Here is a 15,586-nt window from a genome sequence, read left to right on the forward strand (position 1 = left end):
TTTATAACAGAGTCCGTATTTTACTAGACGGTCGGCGCTATTCTTTCAAGCAATGCTTTGGTAGCTTTGATGCCGTCGTATTCGGAAAGTTTGCTTCCTTCGTATTCAATTCCGGCAATTCCCTTGAAGCCGCTGTCTTTCACAATTTTCAGGATTTTGGTATAATCCGTTTCAATGCAGTTTCCTTTTTCGTCAAAATCATACGTTTTCGCACTGACACCTTTTGCAAACGGCATCAGTTCCTTTGTGCCCTGATAACGGTCGTAAGATTCTGCGCAGCCGCCTTCTTTTCTCACAATACAGAAGTTGCCGAAATCCGGAAGCGTACCCACATTTTTCAGATTTACCTGCTTCATTACGCCTGAAAGCCATTGTCCGTTGGACGAAGAACCGCCGTGATTTTCCACGATTACATTGATGCCCGTTTTGGCGGCAAATTCTCCGAGCTTGCTCAAACCGTCCACGGCAGCTTTGGCAATTTCTTCATCCGAACCTTTTCCGAATGCATTCACACGAATGGTTTTGCAGCCCAGGAATTTTGCAGCTTCCACCCATTTGTAATGGTTTTCAACGGCTTTGTTTCTAACAGCAGCATCCAGCTCACCGAGTCCGCCTTCACCGTCGATCATGATCAGGTTATTGGTTACGCCATTATCTTTTGATCTTTTCAGCAAGTCATTAAGATATGTTTTATCCTCCGCTTTGTCCTTGAAAAACTGGTTTACATATTCCACGATTGAGATTCCGAACTCTTTTCTGGCCAGTTCGGGGAAGTCAAGGTTCGTCAGTTTTTTTGCAAAGAGTGCTTTGTGCAGCGACCATTCGGCCAGAGAAATATCAAACCACATTTTTTTTGCTGCAGATTCTGCCAGCAAATCGGTCATTGTCGTAGCGGCAAGTGCGGTAACGCCTGCTTTTTTCAGAAAATCGCGTCGCGAAAAGTACATTTTGGTTAGAATTTAGATTGATTATTATTCCTGAATATGAATGCTTGCTTCGGTATATAATTTTTCATTTTTGACCAGATTGGCTGCATCCCATTCAATATCCTGAATGAAATTGTGCTGCCGTACGGGACAATTCTCAATGCGGCAGAAGTAACAGCACTGGTACAGACACGGATCGGCATGAACAAAGACCTCCGTTTCGCCGTTATGGCTGTTTTTTAAAATATTTTCCAGGTCATGAATCGTTTCATGCACTTTCTGCAGTTCCCAATAATACGGCAAAGTAAGATGACAATCAATATGCAGGTCGGAGCCGTATTGCTGTACGCGAAGATTATGAACGTCGATCCATGCCGGATTCTTGTGGCTGCGGAGTGTATTGACAACTTTTTCCAGCAAATGCTCGTCACTGGCGTCCATCAGACCGGCTACCGATTTGCTGACGAGCTTGAACCCGTTGTAAGCCAGAAACATGCCAAAAAGCAGTGAAGCAACGCTGTCGATCCAGACAAATCCGGTTAGCAAGATTAGCCCGACGCTGACGATCAGCACAAGACTGCTGATGCTGTCGGTCATCAGATGTCTTCCGTCTGCAACAAGCGCAAGCGAATTTGCTTTTTTCCCTTCGGTCAAAAGTTTGTAGCCGATGGCCGTATTGACCAGAATCGTAAAAAGGATGAAGCCCGAACCCTGCGCAAGATTCTGGATAGGAGCGGGGTCCATCAATCTTTTTACCGCTTCAAGAATAATGAACAGCGAGGCAATCATGATCAACGCTCCTTCAAAGCCTGCTGAAAAAAATTCTATTTTTCCATGTCCGTACGGATGATTTCTGTCTTTCGGCTGTGAAGAAAGGTAAATGCTGTAAAAGGCAAAACCACTTGCAATCACATTGATAATGGATTCCAGCGCATCGCTCAGAATGGCATTGGAAGAAGTAAGGTAATACGCAAAAAACTTCAAACCCGTCAGCAGAATACTGGCTATAAAAGACAGCAGAATGAGACGTTGTTTAAGCTTATTTTGGTTTATTTGCATTTGGGATTTGTTATTCAGGCGTTAAAAATACTAAGAAAATACGGGTTATGTCCACAGAAAATAATTGGAAGACGCTTTCTTCCGAAACTGTATATGAAAATGCGTGGCTGGAACTCAGTCACCGTGATGTCATTAACCCGTCTGGAAATAAAGGTATTTACGGGCTTGTAAAGTTCAAAAATCAGGCAATCGGTGTTATTCCGATGGATGAAGAAGGGAATATTTATCTGGTCGGACAGTTTCGTTATGCCATTGACGAGTATTCCTGGGAAATTCCTGAAGGCGGCGGTTTGCTGGGCACCGATCCGCTGGAAGCTGCCAGGCGGGAACTGAAGGAAGAAACAGGGCTTTTTGCAAACAAATGGACCAAGCTTGCACGGATTCATACTTCCAATTCCGCAACCAACGAAGAAGGGTTCCTGTACATTGCCGAAGAACTGACTCAAAAAGAAGCCGAGCCGGAAGACACGGAAGACCTTCAGATCCGGAAAGTACCGCTGAAAGAAGCCGTGGAAATGGTCATGCGCTCTGAAATAACTGATTCGCTTTCCGTTTGTGCCATCTTAATGACAGCAAGGCTGAGGGGAATCTGATATGCTGGAATCTTTGTTTTACGGTACGCTCACAGGAATTGCCTTGTGTCTGACGTTTGGAACCGTGTTTTTTTCGCTGGTCCAGAACAGCGTTGACAATGGCTACAAAACAGGGATCAAAATTGCAGCCGGTGTATTTGTATGCGATCTGATCTTTGTGTTTTTTGCGATTTTCGGAACCTCGCTGCTTCCCGACATTCCGGATTTTAAAAAATGGATGGCCGGTGCCGGCATCGTTTTTCTGCTGATTCTGGGATTAAGTAATTTAATCAAGGGCCAGCCGAAGATTGCTTACCCAAAGACCAGCCTTGGAAATCTGCTTTATTATTTTACAACCGGTTTTTTGTTGAACGGCCTCAATCCGGTCAATTTTATCAGCTGGGTTACGATTGCATCCTATATCCGCACCAATCTGCATTACAATTACAATCAGGTTCTGCTTTTTTTCGGTGCGAGCGTGATTGCCGTTTTTCTGGTCGAATGCGCCATTGCAGTATTTGCGCACCGCCTTAAGCGTATTTTTACACCCAGAGTCGTCACGATTTTCAACAAAGTGACAGGCATCATATTTATCCTGATTGCCTGCCAGATTGCCTATGCGAATTTTATAAAATAGGTATTATCAACTAAGTTGTATAACCGTTGCTCTTCAGAAAGCCTTTCCAGTCATTGATCAGGAAGTTTTTGAAAACCCTTGGAAACTTGTGCTGTCCGCCCATTTTTCCCTTTGCTTTCATCCAGTCGTAAAATGCTTTATTCGGAAGTACAGTAACGAAAATTTCTTTCAGCGCATGCCTGCGCTCTACGGCATAATCATCGTTCAGTTCCGCCAGTCTTGCATCCAGCCTTGATTTTAGAACTTCGGCGTCCACATCATTTTCTTCCACGCCGATATACCAGTGATGTGCGAACAGACTTTCGTACTCTACGCCGCAAACCGTGAACTCCTTGACAGTAACGCCCATTTCATCCGCAACAAGGTCAACAGCTTTGTTCATATTGTCAACAGAAAGGTGCTCGCCGCAAAGACTTAAATAATGTTTGGTTCTTCCGGTAATGACGATTTCACCTTTGGCTTTATCCACAAATTTGACCGTATCGCCGATCAGATACCGCCATGCTCCTGCACAGGTTGACAGCAGCAGTGCATATTCCTTGCCTTCTTCCACCTGATCCACCATCAGCGTTTCGGGATCGGCCTGAAGCGTTCCTTCCGAATCGAAGTTTTTTTCATTAAAAGGAATAAACTCGAAAAACAGGCCGTTGTCGCAAACAAGCTCCATTCCCGTCGCACCCGGACGTGTCTGATACGCGATAAAACCTTCCGAGGCAAGGTACGTATTGATGTAAATCAGCGGTCGTGCAAGCAGTTTTTCAAAACCTTTGCGGTACGGCTCGAAAGAAACACCGCCATGCGCAAAAACCTGAAGATTAGGCCAGATGTCGTGGATCGTTTTTACATTGTAATGTGCAATGATCTTTTCCATCAGCAGCTGGATCCACGCCGGGACGCCTACGATAAAGCCGATATCCCATTCATGTGCCTGTTTCGTAATTTCTTCCAGTTTCAGGCCCCAGTCTTTCTGGGCGGCTATTTTTTCACCGGGTTTGTAATAAGGCCGGAACCAGTAGGGAATCTGTTTGGCCTGAATACCGCTGAGATCGCCTTCAAAATGCTTGTCCTGATTGTTCAGGTTCGTGCTTCCGCTCAGCATCAGAAATCCTTTTTCATACAGATTGTCCGGAAGGTTTTTATAATGGCCAAGCGAAAGAATCTGGCGGATGCTTGTTTTCTGAATGGCCCTCGACATGGCCTTTGTTACCGGAATATGTTTGGTAGAGGCTTCGGACGTTCCGGAACTCAGCGCATAATACTTGATCTGACCGGGCCAGCAAATGTCTTTTTGCCCTTCAAGCGACTTATGCCACCATTCATTGAATATCTTGTTGTAATCGTAAACAGGTACTGACTTTTTATAAAGTTCATAAAACGCGCCCTTTTCACCGAACAAAATGGATGAAAGCAATTCGTCAAAATTATACTTTTCTCCGAATTCCGTGTATCTCGCCTTGGCAAGAAGCTTGGCAAGCGTTTTTTTCTGCTGCTGATGAAGTCCCGCCTTTCTGCGGTTGGCAACAATATTGCTGAAATGGATTCCTCTTTTTAATAAACTGCCTACTAATGCCATAGCTGATTATTTAATTATAAATCCCACGTCGAGAGCTGTTCCAGTGCCTTGTACTCGGTGAGGTCATACTGACACGGAACTACCGAAATATAGTTGTTGTCCAAAGCCCATACGTCGGTATCTTCCTTTTCAGTGTCAAAATTGACAAAATTCCCGGCCATCCAGAGGTATCCTCTTCCGTTCGGGTCTACTCTGTAATCAAATTTTTCCTGCCATTTTGCGTGTGCCTGACGACAAACTTTAACGCCTTTCAGCGGCAGGCTGGTTTTCTCCGGAATATTTACATTCAGTGCGATGCCGTTCGGAATCCCGTTTTTCAGCGCCGATTCCGTTATGGATTTAATGTAAGGTATTGCATGACTGAAATCAGCATCTTCGCGGAAATCGCATAAAGAAAATCCGATTGCCGGAATGCCTTCAATGGCTGCTTCTATGGCTGCCGACATCGTACCCGAATAAAGCACGCTGATGGAACTGTTGCTTCCGTGATTGATGCCGCTTACGACAAGGTCGGGTTTTCTGTCCTGAAGAACGTAATTTTTTGCAAGTTTGACACAATCAGCCGGTGTTCCGGAGCATTCATATTCGGTAACGCCTTCAAAAATGTGCGTGGAATAAAGCCGTAGCGGTTCACCGATTGTAATGGCGTGGCCCATGCCGGATTGCGGACTGTTCGGGGCAACAACAATGACTTCACCGATTGTCTGCATGGTTTCTACCAGTGTCCGAATTCCTTTGGATGTTATTCCATCGTCATTTGTAACTAAAATAAGGGGTTTCATATATTTCTACTTGTCAGCTTGCAGGCTCGTAACAGCTAAGTTCCGATTTGCTGAAAAGCCGTGTGGTTTTTAAGAGTGAAAACTATTTATTTGCATTCCTTGTACGCCAAAATTAAGCAATATGCCTTCATTCGCAATAAAGCATGCATCCGTTGATGATATTCCTGACATTATTAGAATACAGGAAAAGACCTGGGAAACTACTTACAAGGATATTCTCAGCAAAGAGCAGATTGATTATATGTTTGAAAAAATATATTCGCATGATTCGCTGAACCATCAGATGCTCAACGACAAGCACCAGTTTCTGATGCTTGAAAATAACGGAAATCCCGAAGGTTTTGCATCTGTTTCCAAAGAAAGCCCCGAAACTTTCAAATTACATAAAATCTATGTACTTCCGTCACTGCAAGGTTCCGGGGCCGGAAAATATATGCTGAACGAAATTGAAAATTACATCCGGTCAGAAGGAGGAAACAAGCTGATACTTAACGTAAATAGGTTTAACAAAGCCCGAGCTTTTTACGAGAAAATGGGTTTTTACGTAACGGAAGAAAAGGACATTCCTTTCGGCCCGTACTGGATGAATGATTACATTCTGGAAAAAGACCTGCGCTGATTGCTACGCTCCGGTTTTGGTAGCCAGTTTCATTTTTTTCAAGTTTTTCTTCTGACTTTTCAATCCCTGCAATGGGTGATAATGATTGCTGTTGCTTACATAATATCCTGTTCCGTCGTAGGCGCGCTTGCCGGGATGTGCCTTGCATTCAGGCGAGCATGCACCTTCCATCTGCTCCGCGCAGCTATGGCAAACCGGCACGTGCGTGTTGCATTCCGCATTGGAGCAATTGATCATCCGATCACAAGGCTCGCCGCAGATATAGCATTTTGAAATGATGGTCGGATTAACGCTGTTTACGTCAACTGTAATCCTGTTGTCAAACACATAGCATTTTCCGTCAAAATTCTCACCACCTTCTTCCAGTCCGTAGCGGATGATGCCGCCATGCAGCTGGTAAACGTCTTTAAACCCCTGTTCCAGCAGATAAGCGCTTGCTTTCTCGCATTTGATACCGCCCGTGCAGTAAGTAACTATCTTTTTATCTTTAAGATGCTCGATTTCATGGACATGATCCGGAAGTTCGCGCAGGTTATGCATGTTGAAAGTAACAGCGCCTTTGAATTTCCCGACCTCATGTTCATAATCCGAACGCATATCCACCAGCACCACATCCGGATCATTTATTATCTGTTTGAATTCAGAAGGTTCCAGATGTTTTCCCGTACGCACGAGCGGGTTTACATTCAGATCGGAATTGACAATTTCATCTTTTACACGGACATGCAGTTTCTGGAAAGCAATTTTATCATGCTCTTCCACCTTGAACTGCACATTCCTGAACCGCTCATCGGAACGGATGTAATTCATGTACGCTTCGCAGTCTTCCGGTGTTCCGGAAACAGTACCGTTAAGTCCTTCGGGAGCAATGATAATCCTTCCCAGCAGATTATGCTCCACACAAAATAAATGATGCTCGTCGCGGTAAGTTTCAGTATCCGCGATGGGTGCATAGTAATAATATAGTATAACCCTGAAAGGCTTCATTAGTTTAATCCTGATATATTGAACAAAGAAAAAGAGCTTCGTTTAACGAAATTCCCATTCCGGAATGAACCGCAAATATATAAATTGCTGCGCTTTATAGGAAATCAAAAAACAGGCTGCGTCAAGGGAAAATCTGTTGTGAAATCCATACTTTTGCAATCATCCGTTCCGAAATTTCATTAACTTTTTCAAACAGTATGCACATAGCGATCATTGGCAACATCGGTGCGGGAAAAACGACTTTGACCCAGATGCTCGGAGAGTATTTCAAGTGGGAAGTCATGTACGAAGCAGTGGAAGGCAATCCTTATCTGGCCGATTTTTACCAGGATATGGAGCGCTGGGCTTTTAATCTGCAGATTTATTTTCTGAACAGCAGGTTTGCGCAAGTTCAGAAAATTCGTTCTGCAACTTACTCGACCATTATTCAGGACCGGACCATTTATGAAGATGCTTATATATTTGCGAGAAACCTGCATGATTCCGGCGTTCTGACAGAGCGTGATTATCAGACTTATTTGTTGCTTTTTGAAACCATTATCAAAACAGTTTCACAGCCGGATCTTCTGATTTACCTTAAAGCAGATATTCCCAAGCTGGTCGCGCAGATCAAGAAAAGAGGAAGAGAATTCGAGTCGGATATTTCAGTTGATTACCTGCAGAACCTGAACAATTATTACGAAGATTTTGCAAAAAATTACGATCACGGAAAGATCATTGAAATAGACGTAAACCGGATGGATTTTGCTTCCAATCCGGATGATTTTCAATTTATCGTATCTAAACTCAATAAAGAACTTTTTTATATCTGAGTCAAATACATCGTCGGTCAATTAAATAATGCACTGTAAAGCTTTATTAAGCAGCTTGTTTTTCTGGCTGCTGATGGAGTAGATTTTGGTTTCTTCCGGAAGTATGATTTCGATCTTGACAGTTCCTTTCATTTTTTCCATTTCCTCAGGCGTTACCGGTGAAGAAAGTGTAAAGGAACTATTCCAGAAATTCCGGTTTGACGCCGTGGTAAACAGCGTAAAATTGCCTTTCGTGGAGGTAAATTTTATTTCAGTAAACGTCTGAACATGAAAGATAAGCTCGATCAGTTTATTATTATAGGTAAATATTTTTTCTTCTCCGGTTTTGGAAAGCGTCACAAATTCATGCGTACCTGAAAGGATAACATCCTGAAAATAAATCTTTTGTTTGGTCGCTCTGCTAATTTTTTCCTGACATTGTGCATGGGCAGTATGGAACGCAAACAGCAGCAGGAAGCCGGATAAATGAAGTATTTTCATGGAGAAATGTTCCTTCTGGCTTTTGATTGTTAAAAGGGTGGATACAAATTATAAAATTATTTCTGCAAAATAGAAATACATGGTCAAACTTCAATGTATTTAGTTGAATTGATGAATCAGGATTTGGATTGTTTTCTATTTTGACACAACCTTTACAAAAGCCAATTCACTTCCTGAATACATCAACATCAGTAATTTGAAACTGGTGGTTGCCGATAATGGAGCAGAATGCAACATAAAAAAACCGCGCAGGGGAAATTCCCGACGCGGTTTGTGACCAGAAGGAGAGTCGAACTCCTATACCCGAACGGGCACTACCCCCTCAAAGTAGCGTGTCTACCAATTCCACCACCTGGCCGTGATTTGTGATGCAAAACTACAATTTAAATTAAATGCCGCAAGTCGCAGGTAAATCTTTTTTAACGAAAAACGGATCATTAACCAACGCAGCGCAGTTCTTAGAGGTCGCCCGGCTTCATCAGTTGACATTTACATATCTAAATTATTAATGTTTAAAATCATGAAAAGGACAAAGACCGGGATAGTATTCCGGGACAGAAAAGATGCCGGAGAAAAGCTGGGCATGTATCTGGAAGCAGAATACAAGCGTTTTGATCCGCTTGTTTTAGGGATTCCAAGAGGCGGTATGGAAGTAGCGTATTACGTTGCCAAACACATGAAAGCCCCTTTGTCCATGCTCATTTCCAAGAAATTGCCATATCCAAACAACAAAGAAGTAGGTTTCGGAGCCATTGCAGAAGACCTGTCGGTTTATATAGCTGCCAATTTGCGCAAGACACCTGATCGCGAAATAATCGGGCAGGTCATTGATGAGCAGACTGATGAAATTAACAGGAGAATAAAAGCATACCGGAAGGGGGGATCATTTCCTGATGTAACAGGCAGAACTGTAATTCTTGTAGATGACGGAATTGCAACCGGTGTAACGCTTGTGCCGGCCTTAAGGCTTTGTAAAAATAAAGGCGCTTTGAAAATAGTTGTTGCAGTTCCGGTATGCGGTCCGAATTATGATAAACACTTAAACGAGGCGGACGGGTTTGAGGTAATGGTCCAGCCAAAAGATTTTTATGCAGTCGGGCAGGTTTATGAATCATTTTACGATTTAAGTGAAGACGAGTTCATGTCTATTCTCGAAAGAGGATCCATTATATAAATTGTTTTATTAAAATGTATATCGCAGTTATAGGGAAATATCATTGCCGCGGAGCGGCTTCCTGTTTGTAGCAATGCAGGATTTTCAGGATAATTTTCAGGCCCCGGAGGGGCCAACTGAATATTTGTCAGGATGCAATGCCCCGCTAAATTCGACCCGGAACTGATCATTAAAATGAATATACGTTTTTTATAACAATTTGAATTGTACACGATATATTTGCTTAAATACGCTATTATTCATTAACTATGTCGTACGAACCTACAAAACTCAATCCCTATCTTTTCTTCGGAGGAAATTGCCGGGAAGCAATGGAATTTTACCAGAATGTGTTTGGTGGTGAATTGACTTTCTCTACCTATGGTGAAGGCCCTGCTGATGCTCATCAGGATCCGAAAGCCAATAGTGACGAGATGAAGGACAAAATCATGTACTCAAAACTGAATGGCGACTTGGTGATACTGGCGAGCGACAGTCCATACATTGAATCAAACCCGGGTACGAATCAGTTCAGTTTATCAATTGAAGGCACGAATGTGTCTGTATTAACAGGTTATTTTGAAAAGTTATCCGTAAACGGGCGGGTAAATGCTCCGCTTGTTAAACAATTTTGGGGTGATTTCTTCGGAATGCTTACGGATCAGTTTGGAGTAAACTGGATGATAAGTATTACAGCCGGAGCGCATTAAGATTTAAATCATGGATTGTTTGATATTTGATTTAATACCAACACTCCTGCAAGCTGACAATGCAAATTGAAATCTTGAACAAGTAACTATTGTAAATGCAAACTGTCGCAAACAGCCCGTCATTTGCGAAGAAAAGGAATGTTGGAAAACGGCGCTTTTCTGTGTGAAATTGATGATGATTAAAGCCTTCTATAACTTATTCTATTTCTTTCAGATAAAGCATAACACGTCTTTCTGCCGGCAGATTACGCTCAACGGAATCGGGCATAACGGCTTCGCGCAACATTTTGTAACAGGCAACGATCTGGTGTATTGCAGTCAGGCAGGATTGCCGGTCATAATCCGCCAAAGTTGATTTTATGGCAAGGAAATCTGCTTCGGGCAAGTGCATTTCCAGCTTGCGTACACCTTTGGGCAAGTGCCCGTTTTTTATCAATGCCAATGGGCCCAGCACATTTTGTTGCATAAAGGAAATAAAAGTCAACGTTTCAAAGAGTTCACCTCGGCCGATCTTGGAAGCGGCATAATGGATCCAGACCCAAAATCGATCTTCAATCCACTGATAGTCAGGATATGGAAATGCTGCTTTGGAGTTTTGTAAGATAGCCGTAAGCGCCATGTCTCGTTCCCAGATGATCACCGGATCCTCCACTCGGGTATGCAGGTCAGACAAGGAAACAAATTTTAGATCAACATGAAGAAGCGGATCATCGTACAGGCAAATCAGTAATCTTGGCTCACCGACATGTTCACCTGTAAAACCGGCCAGCAAATTGCCCGCCGATCCGGCCAGCGACTTGCGTTTCGAAAGAGAAAGAAAATCGGCTTTGTGAACGATAACCAGATCCACATCCGAGAAATGATCCATTTGGCCGTCAATCCAGGAGCCGCCTGCTGCCAGTCCGATGTATTGAGGATCATTAACAAGTATTTCAGCCAGTGAATCGACGAATTTTTGGTGCTCAGCCGGAATCATAAAGGAATTATCTGAAGTTGGAAGTATATACGCAAATTAAATATTATTTCCTTACTCTCGCCAGATAACCCGGTAAATAGATAGCACAAAATGGCATCCACAGCCCGGGTTAACACATTCGGTTACCTTAACTTACCTGCCCGGCCATCCATGATTGATCAGGAGTTTGTTCAGCAGCAAAGCATAGCGCAACCTGCGCAGCGGGCATTTGAAATGAAGGTATAGTTTTTGATAGGAGGATGGAACATTCCTGTTTACAACAACGACGGGTTATTGAATGGGTTCTGCGGAAGACGGAAACAAGATCCGTGTTCACGAAAATCAAAAAAGTACGCTGCCGAACAAAAGAATGGATTGTACAAAAGAAGAATCAACCCAAGCAGTAAAGGAAGCTGAAAACTTGGTAAAAACGGTTCGGGTATATTCAGGAAATAAAACTTTGATGAGCTTAAAAAAAATACTTTATACATTAAATATTCACTTTGTAATTCAGGATATATGGAAAAATGGATAATGGCTGGCTTCTGGGGACTTTTATCCGGCTCGGCTCTTGTTGTAGGCTCATTGGCCGGCTATTATTTGAACATTTCCCAGAAATTCATAGCCATCATCATGGGCTTTGGCGCAGGCGTGTTAATTTCTGCATTGTCTTTTGAACTGATGGACGAAGCATATCAAACAGGCGGGTTTTATTCAACTGCAGTCGGGTTTTTGTCCGGGGCCATTATTTATTCCGCAGCTAATTACGCATTATCCAGAAACGGGGCGAAGCATCGCAAGCGTTCAAGCAAAGAACATCAATCCTCCGAAGAAAGCCAGTCCGGAAGCGGCTTGGCCATTGCACTGGGTGCACTGCTCGACGGCATTCCGGAAGCCATTGCGATCGGCATCAGCATGATTGAAGGCGGCGCAGTGAGTATTGCTACGGTCATAGCCATTTTCATTTCCAATATTCCGGAAGGGCTGTCAAGCTCTGCCGGTATGAAGGATGCCGGAAGGTCGAAGCTGTTTATATTCAGCGTTTGGGGAATTATCGCAATTCTGACAGGCATTGCTTCCATTTTGGGCTACACGGTTTTCAGTCAGTTGCCGGACACGGTCGTTGCCGCTACCATTGCCGTTGCGGCAGGAGCAATCCTGACCATGCTTGCTGACACGATGATTCCGGAAGCTTTTGAAAAAGGACATAATATCATCGGTATCATTACGGTAATCGGGTTTCTTTCCGCTTTCGTATTGTCCAAACTGGCTGAGCCTTGATTGGCTGTTTAAGGGAAGTTCCTGACTTGGTTACAGGTTATCAAACAGATCATTTTCAACTTTTGTTAAGCTCTTTTGTAAAGTCAGAATGTCTGACTGAAATTGTATAAACTTCCAAATCAGCCTCTGCATACCAATCCGGTTTGATCCATGATCAAACAAAAGCAAAAAAACATTTGCTAATCAAAAAGCAATAAACTTACTTTGTCTATCAATATAGTAGGGTAATGTTCTTCCTATTAGCCACCAATACGAAAGAACGTTCCGGAATTCGTTTAAAAAAAGACAACGATGAATACATATTCTTCGCAGCTGATGCTTGCGCCCCGGGTGGTTTTACATTTCAGACTTTTCTGCACCGGCTGTTGTTGCTGAAATCCAGCCTTTGCCCGTTTCTGCGGTTTGATTTATAATCCATTTAACCGGTCAGTTGTAAAGCGGCCGGTCCCAGTCACATATCCTATTTTTATCTGCTAAAACATCATGAAAAAGTTAAATTCACTCCTGTTTGCAACCGGCCTGGCCATTGTATCAAGTCCATTCCTGTTTGCGCAGGAATCGTCACAGAACAAAGTAGTCGTTACAGGCGTCCGTTTTGCGTATCCGTTACTTGAAAAATGGATCAAAGGGTATTCTGCCGAAAATCCTCAGGCGCAGGTTATTATTGAAACACGGACGATTACGGATCCCGAAAAATACGACGTGCTGATTGAAGCTTACGACCAGGAACGTATTGTAAAAGAAAACAGAGAAGTGATTTCGATCGGCCGTTATGCATTGCTTCCCGTTGCTAATTCAAAGTCTGAATTTGCAAAAGAGTATGCCGAAAAAGGATTGAATGAAAAGACTTACAAACAAATATTTTTTCATGATATCTATGCTGAAAAGGATCAATCAATCACAACTCCTTTTACGGTTTATACACGTCTGCAGAAAGCCGGGGCGCCGGTGACATTTGCAAAGTACTTTGGCTACGAACAGCAGCAGATCAAAGGAAAAACCATTGCAGGAGCCGACGAGCATTTGATCAAAGCGCTGTTGAAAGATGAAACCGGCATCACTTATACGGTTCCGGGACTTGCTTATGATCTCAATACCCGCAAACCTGTGGACGGAATTACGATCATTCCGGTTGATCTGGACAACAATGGCCGGATTACAAAAGAAGAAAAGCAGATCGACAATCTTGATCAGGTAATTGACAAGCTTGAAACCGAAAAAGTCAGAAATGTGCCCGTTGAATACATTCATTTGTCCATTGCCAAAAACAACAGCAATCCGGAAGCCAAAAAATTTCTGCTATGGGTTGCATCACACGGTGAGCAGGATTTGCGCCAGTTTGGTTATCTGAAACCGGAGCCAAAACGTCTGCAGGATGAAAAGGAAAAGCTGGAAAGATTCTCGGCTGTGAAATAAGACTTGTTTTGTTCTGGAAATTCCTGCCATGTTGCTGCTGATCAAGTTGTTCTCGCGTGCTGCGTATAGGGACTTGCGGAAGTAATGGAAAAGTATGCGCAGAAAAATGAAGCTATAGAGCAATTTAGTTATAGTCAAAATCAAGATCAGACTTAAGGAATCAAATCAAATTATGAAATGAAGAAATTTGCGGACATTATTACCGTTGCGCTAGGGATCCTTGCATTGTTTTTATTTCCGTGTTCAGAAATTTCGGCACAGCAAAAGGCAGCGGAACCCAAAAAGAAATACAACATTCTCTTCATTGCTGCAGACGATTTGAACAATGATATCGGATGCTACGGGAATACATTTGTAAAAACACCCAATATTGACAGGCTCGCGAAAATGGGCGTCCGATTTAACCGGGCATATAACCAGTTTCCGCTTTGCAGTCCCAGCCGGTCTTCACTTCTCACGGGCCAGCGGCCGGATGTTACAGGGATTTATGAACTGCAAACCCATTTCCGCAAAAACCTTCCGGACGTTGTAACTTTGCCTCAGCTATTTAAAAACAACAATTATTATAGTGCGCGGGTCGGCAAAATTTATCACTACGGCGTGCCGGGACAAATCGGAACCGACGGGCTGGACGATCCGATTTCATGGGACCATAAAGTAAACCCGAAAGGAAGAGATAAAACCGAAGAATCGCTTGTCAAGAATATGACGGCTGCGCGCCCGCTTGGCAGCGCGCTTGCCTACCTTGCCACAGAAGGAACTGACGACGAGCATACCGACGGCATGGTTGCCAATGAAGCCATCAAGATCATGGAGGAAAAGAAGTCAGAACCGTTCTTTCTGGCCGTTGGCTTTTACCGTCCGCATTCGCCTTATGTTGCCCCGAAAAAATACTTTGATATGTATCCCGTCGACAAGGTTCCGTTACCGAAAGAAATTGCCAATGACCTGGACGATGTTCCGGAAGCTGCCTTATTTACCAAACCGGCGCATTGGGGGCTGGGCGAACCGGAAAGAAGAGAAGCGCTGCGTGCTTACTATGCAACCATTTCCTTTATGGATGCGCAAGTCGGCAAATTGCTGGACGCACTGGAAAAAAACAAGCTTGCAAACAACACGATTATCGTTTTCTGGAGCGATCATGGATATAACGTCGGGCAGCACGGACAATGGATGAAGCAAAGCCTTTTTGAAAATTCGGCCCGGGTTCCGCTGATTATCTCCGTTCCGGGCGGAACAAAAGGAAAAGCTTCCGGGCGTACGGTTGAGCTGCTGGATATTTACCCGACATTGGCCGAACTTTGCGGACTTGCTCCGCCTCAAAAATTACAGGGAAAAAGCCTGGTCCCTCTGCTGAAAGATCCCGAAGCCGCCTGGGACAAACCGGCTTACACGCAGGTCAGAAGAAATCAGATTTTTGGCCGCAGCGTACGTACAGAACGTTTCAGGTATACGGAATGGGACGAAGGCAGGGCAGGAGCAGAGCTGTATGATCACCAGAAAGATCCGGATGAATTTAATAATCTGGCCAGGGAAAGTTCTTATGCAGACACAGTAAGTGAACTGGCGATTTTATTGAAAAAGGGTTTTCCACCGGCAGAATAACAAAACAGAGAAATGAAAA

At 43.5% G+C, this 15,586-nt stretch carries 18 protein-coding genes and 1 tRNA gene; 11 read left to right on the forward strand and 8 right to left on the reverse strand.

The window, feature by feature from the left end; translation table 11 throughout:
• Positions 1 to 23: 23 nt before the first annotated feature.
• Together FEM33_RS19765 and FEM33_RS19770 are read right to left on the reverse strand one after the other, a co-directional pair.
• Positions 24 to 947: a sugar phosphate isomerase/epimerase family protein gene (locus tag FEM33_RS19765; RefSeq protein WP_139013721.1), complete on the reverse strand. Its 924-nt coding sequence runs from the start codon at positions 945 to 947 to the stop codon at positions 24 to 26.
• A 24-nt stretch (positions 948 to 971) separates the two neighbouring features.
• Positions 972 to 1,985: a cation diffusion facilitator family transporter gene (locus FEM33_RS19770; protein WP_139013722.1), complete on the reverse strand. Its 1,014-nt coding sequence runs from the start codon at positions 1,983 to 1,985 to the stop codon at positions 972 to 974.
• A gap of 47 nt (positions 1,986 to 2,032) precedes the next feature.
• Between FEM33_RS19770 and FEM33_RS19775 the strand changes: the two genes are divergently transcribed.
• Both FEM33_RS19775 and FEM33_RS19780 read left to right on the forward strand, forming a co-directional pair.
• Positions 2,033 to 2,578, forward strand: coding sequence for an NUDIX domain-containing protein (locus FEM33_RS19775; RefSeq protein WP_201747806.1), 546 nt, complete (start codon positions 2,033 to 2,035; stop codon positions 2,576 to 2,578).
• 1 nt (position 2,579) lies between these two features.
• Positions 2,580 to 3,194, forward strand: coding sequence for a LysE family translocator (locus FEM33_RS19780; protein WP_139013724.1), 615 nt, complete (start codon positions 2,580 to 2,582; stop codon positions 3,192 to 3,194).
• Positions 3,195 to 3,204: 10 nt separating this feature from the next.
• On the opposite strand, the gene FEM33_RS19785 is transcribed toward FEM33_RS19780, so the two are convergent.
• On the reverse strand, positions 3,205 to 4,767 hold the full coding sequence (locus FEM33_RS19785) for a GH3 family acyl-acid amido synthetase (protein ID WP_139013725.1): 1,563 nt from the start codon (positions 4,765 to 4,767) through the stop codon (positions 3,205 to 3,207).
• 14 nt (positions 4,768 to 4,781) lie between these two features.
• Positions 4,782 to 5,549, reverse strand: coding sequence for a 5'/3'-nucleotidase SurE (surE, locus tag FEM33_RS19790; protein WP_139013726.1), 768 nt, complete (start codon positions 5,547 to 5,549; stop codon positions 4,782 to 4,784).
• Between the two features lie 121 nt (positions 5,550 to 5,670).
• On the opposite strand from surE, the gene FEM33_RS19795 reads away from it, so the two are divergent.
• Entirely contained in the window at positions 5,671 to 6,168 is a 498-nt protein-coding gene (locus FEM33_RS19795) for a GNAT family N-acetyltransferase (RefSeq protein WP_139013727.1), read from the forward strand.
• 3 nt (positions 6,169 to 6,171) lie between these two features.
• Here the strand turns inward: FEM33_RS19795 and trhO are convergent, their stop codons facing one another.
• Positions 6,172 to 7,155, reverse strand: a complete 984-nt coding sequence (gene trhO / locus FEM33_RS19800) for an oxygen-dependent tRNA uridine(34) hydroxylase TrhO (protein WP_139013728.1) — start codon at positions 7,153 to 7,155, stop codon at positions 6,172 to 6,174.
• 197 nt (positions 7,156 to 7,352) lie between these two features.
• On the opposite strand from trhO, the gene FEM33_RS19805 reads away from it, so the two are divergent.
• Positions 7,353 to 7,967, forward strand: a complete 615-nt coding sequence (locus tag FEM33_RS19805) for a deoxynucleoside kinase (RefSeq protein ID WP_139013729.1) — start codon at positions 7,353 to 7,355, stop codon at positions 7,965 to 7,967.
• A gap of 21 nt (positions 7,968 to 7,988) precedes the next feature.
• On the opposite strand, the gene FEM33_RS19810 is transcribed toward FEM33_RS19805, so the two are convergent.
• Together FEM33_RS19810 and FEM33_RS19815 are read right to left on the reverse strand one after the other, a co-directional pair.
• A complete protein-coding gene (locus FEM33_RS19810) occupies positions 7,989 to 8,447 on the reverse strand; it encodes a hypothetical protein (RefSeq protein ID WP_139013730.1) in 459 nt (152 codons plus the stop codon).
• Positions 8,448 to 8,721: 274 nt separating this feature from the next.
• A tRNA-Leu gene (locus FEM33_RS19815) sits at positions 8,722 to 8,805 on the reverse strand.
• A 162-nt stretch (positions 8,806 to 8,967) separates the two neighbouring features.
• Between FEM33_RS19815 and FEM33_RS19820 the strand changes: the two genes are divergently transcribed.
• Both FEM33_RS19820 and FEM33_RS19825 read left to right on the forward strand, forming a co-directional pair.
• Positions 8,968 to 9,621: a phosphoribosyltransferase gene (locus tag FEM33_RS19820; protein WP_161597195.1), complete on the forward strand. Its 654-nt coding sequence runs from the start codon at positions 8,968 to 8,970 to the stop codon at positions 9,619 to 9,621.
• A 248-nt stretch (positions 9,622 to 9,869) separates the two neighbouring features.
• Positions 9,870 to 10,310 (forward strand): VOC family protein, encoded by a 441-nt coding sequence (locus FEM33_RS19825; protein WP_139013732.1) that lies wholly within the window; start codon positions 9,870 to 9,872, stop codon positions 10,308 to 10,310.
• A 196-nt stretch (positions 10,311 to 10,506) separates the two neighbouring features.
• Here FEM33_RS19825 and FEM33_RS19830 read toward each other — a convergent pair whose 3' ends face one another.
• Positions 10,507 to 11,286 carry an aminoglycoside 6-adenylyltransferase gene (locus FEM33_RS19830; RefSeq protein WP_139013733.1) on the reverse strand — a complete coding sequence of 260 codons (780 nt, stop codon included), beginning with the start codon at positions 11,284 to 11,286 and terminating at the stop codon, positions 10,507 to 10,509.
• A gap of 90 nt (positions 11,287 to 11,376) precedes the next feature.
• Here FEM33_RS19830 and FEM33_RS26870 point away from each other — a divergent pair, with 90 nt between their 5' ends.
• The 5 genes from FEM33_RS26870 (at position 11,377) to FEM33_RS19850 (ending at position 15,567) form a co-directional block, all read left to right on the forward strand.
• Complete coding sequence (locus FEM33_RS26870) at positions 11,377 to 11,511, forward strand: hypothetical protein (RefSeq protein WP_262711997.1); 135 nt, start codon at positions 11,377 to 11,379, stop codon at positions 11,509 to 11,511.
• Between the two features lie 52 nt (positions 11,512 to 11,563).
• Complete coding sequence (locus FEM33_RS19835) at positions 11,564 to 11,800, forward strand: hypothetical protein (protein WP_139013734.1); 237 nt, start codon at positions 11,564 to 11,566, stop codon at positions 11,798 to 11,800.
• On the forward strand, positions 11,785 to 12,546 hold the full coding sequence (locus FEM33_RS19840; RefSeq protein ID WP_139013735.1) for a ZIP family metal transporter: 762 nt from the start codon (positions 11,785 to 11,787) through the stop codon (positions 12,544 to 12,546). The genes FEM33_RS19835 and FEM33_RS19840 overlap by 16 nt, the downstream gene beginning before the upstream one ends.
• Positions 12,547 to 13,029: 483 nt before the next feature.
• Positions 13,030 to 13,962, forward strand: coding sequence for a hypothetical protein (locus FEM33_RS19845; protein ID WP_139013736.1), 933 nt, complete (start codon positions 13,030 to 13,032; stop codon positions 13,960 to 13,962).
• 177 nt (positions 13,963 to 14,139) lie between these two features.
• Complete coding sequence (locus FEM33_RS19850) at positions 14,140 to 15,567, forward strand: sulfatase (protein WP_139013737.1); 1,428 nt, start codon at positions 14,140 to 14,142, stop codon at positions 15,565 to 15,567.
• Positions 15,568 to 15,586: the final 19 nt, after the last annotated feature.

Source organism: Dyadobacter flavalbus, assembly GCF_006149045.1.
GTDB lineage: Bacteria > Bacteroidota > Bacteroidia > Cytophagales > Spirosomataceae > Dyadobacter > Dyadobacter flavalbus.